This window comes from Nonomuraea sp. GTA35, assembly GCF_041950525.1.
In the GTDB taxonomy this organism is placed as follows: Bacteria; Actinomycetota; Actinomycetes; order Streptosporangiales; family Streptosporangiaceae; genus Nonomuraea.
Window position 1 is genome coordinate 1,782 of record NZ_JBGNUV010000046.1, and the last position, 2,317, is coordinate 4,098.

2 protein-coding genes are annotated in these 2,317 nt (G+C 65.8%); both read left to right on the plus strand.

Features of this window, described 5'->3' with window-relative positions; genetic code table 11:
• On the plus strand, positions 1–1,747 hold a 1,747-nt coding region (locus tag ACBJ32_RS59260; RefSeq protein ID WP_375134384.1), incomplete at its 5' end, for a tyrosine-type recombinase/integrase.
• Positions 1,748–1,787: 40 nt separating this feature from the next.
• On the plus strand, positions 1,788–2,315 hold the full coding sequence (locus tag ACBJ32_RS59265; RefSeq protein ID WP_375134385.1) for a hypothetical protein: 528 nt from the start codon (positions 1,788–1,790) through the stop codon (positions 2,313–2,315).
• Positions 2,316–2,317: the final 2 nt, after the last annotated feature.

The following is a 2,317-nucleotide window of genomic DNA, read 5'->3' on the forward strand; positions in this document are numbered from 1 at the left end:
CTACCGGTCGGAGGACCAGCGCCTGTTCGCGGGCCTGTGTCAGGCGCTGCTCCTCAACCGCAGCCCCAGGCTGGAGGACCTGACCACCGAGGCGTTCGACCGACTTCGCGCCCATCCGGCGATGAACCGTCACCACTCGTCCGTTCTCTTCGCGGTCCAGCGGGCCATCGCTGGCCTGGGACATGCCGGTCCGCCCCCGCTGAAACACGCCCCTCGCGGACCGGCCGAGATCGAAGGGGCACCGCCCGCCTGGACAGGGTGGGTGGAACGTTGGTACGCCACCTCGACGCTCGCCCCGAAGGTCCGTGGGATCTTCCGTAGTGTCCTGTCCAAGACCGGTCGCTGGCTTGCCGACGGGCATCCGGAGATCACCGAACCGAGCCACTGGACCCGGGAGCTCTGCGCCGAATGGGTCGCCGCCGTCGACCGGATGACCATCGGCGACTACATCCAGCGCAGCCACTCGGGGCTGGTCAAGCGGGCAGGGGAACCGCTCTCGCCGCGCACCAAGGCCGGATACCTCACCGCGACCAGGACGTTCTTTCGCGACCTGCACGAGTGGGAACAGATTCCCCGACGGTTCGATCCCGCCACCGCGCTGCGAACACCCCGAAGCATCCAAGCGCTCATCGGCCCCAACCCCCGAGTGATCGACGACGACGTGTGGGCCAAGCTGCTCTGGGCTGGCCTCAACGTCGAACCCGAGGACTTCCCGATCAGCTCCTACGGACTGTGCTACCCGCTGGAGCTGGTCCGGGCGGTCACATTGACCTGGCTGTTCAGCGGCCTGCGCAGCGACGAAATCGCCCGGCTGCGCGTCGGCTGTGTCCGCTGGCAACACGACGACCAGCCGATCGCCGGAGACACCGATGAGGTCTTGGCCCGCGATGCCGTCTGCCTGCTGGACATCCCCACGCACAAGACCGGGACAGCGTTCACCAAGCCGGTCGACCCGCTCCTCGGCAAGGCCATCGAAGCCTGGCAAGCCATCCGCCCCGAGCAACCGACGATGCTGGACCGCAAGACCGGCGAACGCGTCGACTTCCTGTTCGCCTACCGAGCACGTCGGGTCGCCAACACCTACATCAACAAGACGATCATCCCGTCGCTATGCGGCAAGGCCGGTGTCCCAACTCGCGATGTCCGCGGCAACATCACCAGCCACCGAGCGCGCTCCACCATCGCCACCCAGCTCTACAACGCCAAGGAGCCGATGACGCTGTTCGAGCTGCAAGCCTGGTTGGGGCATCGGTCGCCGGACACTACTCAGCACTACGCCAAGATCACACCCAATACCCTCGCCCAGGCCTACCAGGACGCCGGCTACTTCGAACGCAACGTCCGCACCATCGAGGTCCTGGTCGACCGGGAGGCGGTTGAGAGCGGGGCTGCGGCCGCTGGCGAGCCGTGGCAGTACTACGACTTGGGGCACGGATTTTGCAACTACACCTTCTTTGAGCAGTGCCCGCACCGGATGGCCTGCGCCAAGTGCGACTTCTACACCCCGAAAGACTCCTCTAAAGCGCTGCTGCTGGAGGCCAAGGACAACCTGCAGCGCATGCTCGCCGCCGTTCCCCTCACCGATGACGAGCGAGCCGCGGTCGACGACGGCCAGGCCGCTCTTGACCAGCTTCTGGAACGTCTCGCCGATGTCCCCACGCCATCCGGTGCGACCCCGCAGCAGATCGGTATTCCCGCCCAGGCGACGCTGCTTCCGATCATCGCCGTTAACCAGAAGCCGACGTAATCGAGCTGCGGCAGGGTCCGCAGCCAGGCAGCATAACGGCATGACGGATCTCCGGTGGGACGAGGCCAGGGAATTCTTCGATCCCGACTTGATGGGCGCATTGCCGGACCTCTTTGTCCCGGACGCCACCGTCGAGGACTGGCAGGCCGTCCTGGACCTTGTCCGGACGCGTGGATGGCAGTGGCAGTACTCGCAAGGCGACACGGTGCTGCCGCTGCCCACCGCCGCCGAAGTGCTCGCGCGTCCACCCGAGGCTGAGACGGTGTCGCTGCGAGTCTGGCCTGCTCCGGGCGTGCTCGCGATCTTCCGGCTCATGTCGGAGACGGAGATCGACTTCGATGTCGACCTTCGTGAACTGCAAGGTCAAGCAGGGGTCGACACGCTCTGCGACTTCCTGCGGGCGATCGGGAGCGAACTCGGAAAGCCGGTGCTGATGACCCCGGAAGGCGGAAGCCAAGACCCGGTCCTCGGCTTCGATCCCGTTCTCAGCAAGGTCGTCCTGCTCGAAGATCCCCACCCAACTGACCGCGATCGATCGACGCGGCTTGACAAAACAGATTCCACATAATC

Excerpts from the sequence above, each read along its gene's own strand:
- ACBJ32_RS59265 (WP_375134385.1), top strand. The coding sequence starts at position 1,788 with ATGACGGATCTCCGGTGGGACGAGGCCAGGGAATTCTTCGATCCCGAC.